The 2445-nt window shown below is 77.7% G+C and carries 1 protein-coding gene; it reads right to left on the bottom strand.

Annotated features, from left to right (window positions below; all coding sequences use genetic code 11):
- Nucleotides 1-146 precede the first annotated feature (146 nt).
- Nucleotides 147-2445: DUF6049 family protein (locus C5507_RS22565; RefSeq protein ID WP_158657687.1), on the bottom strand; the 2299-nt coding region annotated here is incomplete at its 5' end.

Raw genomic sequence — 2445 nt, 5'->3', positions numbered from 1 at the left:
CCTGCCCGTGCGCCGGGGCGGCGCCGGTCGGGCGGGCGGCGGCGGTGGCATGCGGCCGACCCGCGGGCGTCGGTCGTCGTCGCGGGCCGGCGGCGGGGGATCCGGGTCGCCGGTGCCGGCGTGCTCGGAGACGTCGGGACGGTCGGTCACACCGGGCTCCTGGTCGGCGGCGTGGACAGACCGGGCGGCGGTCCCTCGACCGGCGCGGCGGCGGCCGCCCGGCGACGGCGGAGGAGGTTGACGAAGCGGCGGAGGAAGAGCAGACCGAGCAGCGAGGCGGCGCCGATCGTGATCGACAGCGAGATCGACCCGTAGGCGGTGCTCTTCACCTGCATGTCCACCTGCTGGCCCAGCGGGCTGCCCGAGGGGGTCGTCACCCCGGCGGTCACGGCGAACCCGCCGGACCGGCGCACCTCGGTGGGCACCGAGAGGGTCGTGCGCTGACCGGGGGCGAGGGTCTGGGGGCCGATGTCCCCGATGGACAGGCCCCGGCTCCCGCGGGTGCGGACCTGCAGCAGCACCTGGACGGGAAAGGGGAGGGCGTTGTCGACGGTGAGGACGAGCGGGGCGTCGTCGGAGGCAAGCGTGTAGGTGCCGTCGGCGGGGGCGACCACGGTGATGCGGCCGCGCAGCCGGTCCATCCACGTCCGCACCGCCTGCGCGGAGGAGAGGTAGGCCTCCGGGTCACCGGCCCAGAGCGCCGACGCGGCCCGGGCGATGGCGGCGTCGTGCTCCTGGAGCGCGAGGCCCGCGTCGCCGACGACGGCCCCGGCGAGGTCGTCGCGGATGGCGACCGCCTCGGCCACGGCGGCGGTGCCCGCTGCGTCCAGCCGGGTCTCGCCGGGCGGGACGATCAGCTCCCCGGCGGGGGCGGGGGGTGCGCTGCCGAGGCCGGCGACGGTCTCCGCCCTCAGCCACGGCAGGCCCGCGGTGTCGGCCATCATGGCGCCGGCGCCCTCGAGACCGGCGACGACGTCGCGCGGAGGGGCGATCAGCACGGTGGCCTCGGCCGGCTGCGGCGTCTGCTGGGTGAGCACGGCCAGTTCGGCCAGATAGCGCTGCTCGGCCATCCGCGGACCACCGGGGGTGTCCTCGGCCGCGCCCACGACGGCGCTGAGCACCGGGTCGGCGACGAGGACGTCGAGCGTGCCGTCCCCGGCCGGCACGGTGGTGTGCGCGACCGCGTCCGAACCGTCGGCGCCCACCGCGGACGCGCCGTCGGTGAACGCGTCGCTGCCGAGCACCACCCGGTCGATGCCGCCGTCGCGCAGGGTGCTCAGGGTGGCCGCCTCGAAGGAGCCGTCGGAGGCCCAGGCGAGGTCCGTGGCGGCGGTGACGCCGAGTTCCTCGGCCAGGATCTCGGCGCCGGCCCCGGTGGTGCGCGGTTCCTGCTGGGCGGGGGCCCCGGCGTCGTCGGTGGGCACCGCGGGCACGGGTGCCGCGCCCGGCGGGTCCTGGGCGGTGCCCCGGGGCGAGCCGGGCAGGCTGCGGGTCACGACGTCGGCCATGCCCGTGGTCTGCAGGGTGTCGGCGTCGATGTCGCCGTAGGGCAGCGCGACGACGGGGTGGGTGCCGGCCAGCGTGCGCAGCCGGTCGAGGTACGCCCGCGCCTCCTCGGTGCCGGTGCCGGCGCCCTCCTCGCCCCCGACGGCGTAGGGCCCCTCGGCCATGAGCGCCAGCGCCTCGACCAGTGCAGGGTCGATGGCGAGGGTCACCGGCAGGGCGGGGCTGGAGGCGGCGTCGGCCGGTTCGGCGTTGCGCGGCAGCCGCTCGATGACCGCGAGGGCGCGGTCCAGGCGGCCGCCCTCGGAGACGGATCGGGCGAGCCCGTCGTCGGCGAATGCGCCCGAGGGGGTGCGTTGGGTGCGCTCGGACAGTGGCCACAGCCAGGCCACGGCCGAGCGGGCGGCCGGCTGCTGCACGAGGAAGGTGTGCAGCTCACCCACCCGCTGCTCGTCGCCGGCGACGGTGCCGTTCACGTTGAGCAGGGCCGGGTACACGCCCTGCTGGTCCAGGCGGAGGTCGTCCGACGGCACGGTGTAGGTGAACGGGGTGCTCGCCCCCGGCCCGAGCTCCTCCACCACGGGGGCGAACGGCCCGAACAGGATGGTCGCCGGGTCCGGGTCCTCCACCGCGTCGGCCAGCTCCGCCCGGTCGGTGCGCACCGCGCCCCGCTGGAGTCGGACGGACAGGTCGGTGATGGCCTCGGCGCCGGTGTTCGTGAGCGTCCCGGTCACGGTGATGAGCGACCCGGGCGTCACGGTCCGCGGCTCGAACCTGGCGATGTCGATGCGGACCGGCCGGTCGGCGCGGGTGGTGTCCCCGGCCGCGGTCGGTGCGGCCGCCGGCGGCGCGGCGTGCGCGGGGAGCGCGGAGGGTGCGGTCAGGGCCAGTGCACCGGCCAGGACCGGCACGAGCGCGGCGGCCCGCCGGGCGGCACCCGGC

Origin of the sequence: Blastococcus saxobsidens (assembly GCF_002938435.1) — a bacterium.
Taxonomy (GTDB): Bacteria; Actinomycetota; Actinomycetes; order Mycobacteriales; family Geodermatophilaceae; genus Blastococcus; species Blastococcus saxobsidens.
The sequence above is the reverse complement of the archived record's forward strand: the minus strand, read 5'-3'. Positions and strand labels throughout refer to the sequence as shown.